The sequence below is a fragment of the Streptomyces sp. H39-S7 genome (genome assembly GCF_027158205.1).
Lineage (GTDB): Bacteria > Actinomycetota > Actinomycetes > Streptomycetales > Streptomycetaceae > Actinacidiphila.
Window position 1 is genome coordinate 1 of record NZ_JAPVLU010000125.1, and the last position, 3,315, is coordinate 3,315.

The window sequence follows — 3,315 nt, forward strand, 5'->3', positions numbered from 1 at the left end:
CGGATCCGGGTCCTGGCGGTGGCCGAGGCCGAACGGATGAAGATCCAGGCCGAGGCCGCGGCCTCGTACGACCGGGTGGCACTGGACCGGATGCTGATCGACCAACTCCCGCTGATCGTCAAGGAAGCCGCCAACGGCCTCGCCGGGGCCAACGTCAACGTCCTCAACGGCGCCGACGGGCTCAGCGAGATCGCGGCGGGACTGGTCGGCCAGGGGCTGACCATCCTGGACTCGGTCCGCAAGAACCTGAGCGGCTCCACCGAGTACCCCCGTCCGGGCAAGGACAACAGTCTCCTCGAACTCCAGGGATACCTGAAACCGGCCGGCGGCCCTGCGGAGCCGGTGAAGCCGAAGCACACCGGCAAGGACACCGAGAAGGACAAGCCCACCGACGGCCGCAACGCCATCGACTAAACCAGTGGCCTCTTGCAAAGACGGGGACACATGCCTATGGCGCGCAGCCGTGCCGACGCGTGAATGCGTCATCTCGGCATGAGCAGCGTGGAGAGGCTCAGCTGCCTGTCGTGATTGTGACACTTGGCGGCGTACACACTGGCGCGCCCAGTGAGGCGTCCCCACCCTGAAGGTGGTCGTGCGCAGGTCGTGAGACCGGGGCCACCCGACTTCACTGGATGCGGGACACGATGATCCGCCAAGACCGTACTTCGGACTTCGCTGTAAGGGTGTTGCGCGCGTACTGGTACTCCCGTGTGCCTTCCTGCGGGACTCGCGGCAGGGCGGAGAACACCTTCGACAGCGGGCGGGCATCTTTCGGGGCGACCTTGCGCCCTCTGCTATCCACGGCAACACACCCACCGCGTCCGCACGGCATCGTTGCAACCGGCGCTGCCGTTGGTTCCGCGATCTTCATGCGTGCGGTCATCTATTCCGCCCTCGCAGCCACCCCGCCCTCGGAGTCGGTGTCCCGTGACCTACCCCTACATCGCCACCCGATGCCCCGAAACCCCCCCGGAACTCAAGGGAGTCGAGCCACGAGAGATCCCGTCTGGCAACGCGGTGGGCACCTTTCGATGGGCGGCTGCCCTTCAACCCAGGGCGCATACTCGCCGCCTCCGGTGCTGGGTAAAATGCCTCGAATCATCACGCATGACCAAATGAAGAACTGTGAGAATTAGGCTTTAACGGGCGATGTGTGAGCCGTGAATGTCCGATAGGACTGGCAGCGGCATCGCAACTTGTGGCCGGATGCATGACGTCCCGGCCGCCCCTGCGTCAATGGGTCGTCCTAGTTCGACATCGTCGCTGGCGTGGGCTGTGACATGGCCGCTTCTTGTCGTTTCTGTTTCCCGTGGGCCCGCAGTGTCGCTCCGGCCAGCACTGCCATTGCTGCGGTCCCGTAGGACCAGGGTTGGAGTAGTTCGCTGGGGAGCGCCATGGCAGTGCCGATGTAGAGGACGGTGCCCGCGAGGGGGACGGCGAGCCATTCCCAGCGCCCGTCGAGCGCGACCAGCGCGACCACCAGCAGGGCGTACCAGTAGTAGGAGGGCGAGGTCAGGAGCAGTGCGGTGCCGGTGACGAGCAGCGCGCCGCTCCACGGCCGGTCCTGGTCGCCGCGGTGCATGACGTAGAGGGCGGTCAGCGCGATCAGGGCCACCGCGAGCGGGGCGGCGACGGAGTCCGGGAGGAACAGCCGCAGCAGCGCGAACCGGCGGACGCTGCCTGATTCGTACCCCTCCTCCTGCAGATAGCCGGGCAGGTAGCCGAGGACGTCGAAGCCTGAGGTCAGGATGTACGGCAGATAGGCGAGTGCGATCACCAGCACGGCGGGCACCAGGATCCGCGCGGCGTCCCGCGGGCCCCAGCGGGCCAGCGCGCCCGGCAGGACCACCGCGGGCAGCAGCTTGACGGCGATGGCCGCCCCCAGCAGCGCACCGCGGCGCGGCAGGACGGACGTGCCCAGCGCGATCACGGTCAGCAGCACGCCGAGCGTGTCGACGTGCGCGTCGTTGACCGCCGCGAAGGCCACCGCAGGACACCACGCCCACAGTGCCGCGCGCCGCGGATCACCCCGCCGCCGCAGGACCAGGAGCAGGGCGGCACTGGTCCCGACGGCCAGCAGCGCGCCCGCGATCTGGGTCGGCTTGTGGCGGGCGCCGTCGGGCGCGACCTCGGCGGCGTCGGCGGCGGTGTCCACATCGCGCAGGGCCGGCAGGTCACGTACCCGCAGTCCGGCGCCGGTGAGACGGGCGCGCTGGATCTCGCCCGTCCGGTCCGTCGACATCGGCACCCCGGGGAACAGTGAAGGGTCCGGCTCGGCCAGTCCGACCGCCCAGAAGCCGCCGTCTTCCGCCGGGCCGAACCACGCGTCGCAGCCGTGCCAGCCGTCGGGCCGCAGCGCCGGTTCCAGCAGGGCCGGGGTGAGCTGCGGGGTGTCCATGCCGACCAGCAGCGTGGGCCCCGTACAGCCGGCGAAGGCCGCCGCCAGCCGTTCGTCCAGGCCGCCGGGCGCCTGGGCGACGACGTCGAAGCCGGGCGGCAGCCACGGGCCGGGCGCGCCGTCGAGCACCAGCACCCGGCGGCGGGCCGGGGCGCGCAGCACGGCGTCGAGGGTGTCGGCGAGCGCCGCCTCGGCCAGCGCGGCGGCCTGCCGGGGCGAGTACGGCGGGGTGAGGCGGGTCTTGACCCGTCCCGGTACCGGTTCCTTGGCGATCACCAGCAGCGTCGTCCCGCCGGGAGCGCCGGTCATCGGGCGGCCCGGCCGGTTTGGGCGGGCCGGGTGAGCTGACCTGCGGGAGCGGGCTGACCTGGTTGAACTGGTTGAGCGGGCTGGATGGGGACCGTGGCGGGCCGATCGTCGCTCGCCGTGCCGACCGCCGACTGCCGCAGCACCGCGCTCATGTCGCGGACGGCGTGCCAGGTCCCGCGCCAGGTGCCGGTCACCTTGGAGCGGCCGGTCCTGGGCGCGTACGGGACGTCGGTCTCGGCGACCCGCCAGCCGGCGTCGGCCGCGCGGACCAGCATTTCGAGCGGGTAGCCGGACCGGCGGTCGGCCAGTTCCAGGCCGAGCAGTGCGTCGCGCCGGGCGGCCCGCATCGGGCCGAGGTCGTGCAGCCGCAGGCCCGTGCGGCGGCGGACGCGCCGGGCCAGTTCGAGGTTGGCGAGCCGGGCGTGCGGCGGCCAGGCGCCCCTGGTGGTGGGCCGGCGGCGGCCGAGCACCAGGTCGAACTCGCCGCGCAGCACCGGGTCCGCGACGGACGGCAGCAGGGCGGGATCCAGGGAGGCGTCGCAGTCGCAGAAGCAGACGATGTCGGCGGTCGCGGCGAGCAGTCCGGCGTGGCAGGCGGCGCCGAAGCC

Annotated in this window: 2 protein-coding genes and 1 pseudogene; 1 reads left to right on the forward strand and 2 read right to left on the reverse strand. The window is 71.5% G+C overall.

Annotated features, from left to right (window positions below):
• Positions 1-414: pseudogene (locus O3X23_RS43670) on the forward strand (hypothetical protein); the annotation flags it as partial.
• An 832-nt stretch (positions 415-1,246) separates the two neighbouring features.
• On the opposite strand, the gene O3X23_RS43675 reads toward O3X23_RS43670, so the two are convergent.
• Positions 1,247-2,707: a DUF2064 domain-containing protein gene (locus O3X23_RS43675; RefSeq protein WP_269280912.1), complete on the reverse strand. Its 1,461-nt coding sequence runs from the start codon at positions 2,705-2,707 to the stop codon at positions 1,247-1,249.
• Positions 2,704-3,315, reverse strand: a 612-nt coding sequence (locus O3X23_RS43680) for a glycosyltransferase (RefSeq protein ID WP_269280915.1), incomplete at its 5' end; no start/stop codon positions are given. The genes O3X23_RS43680 and O3X23_RS43675, both read right to left, overlap by 4 nt.

What these genes read in the sequence shown, in the direction of transcription:
- O3X23_RS43675 (WP_269280912.1), bottom strand. Translation starts at nt 2,707, where the DNA reads ATGACCGGCGCTCCCGGCGGGACGACGCTGCTGGTGATCGCCAAGGAA.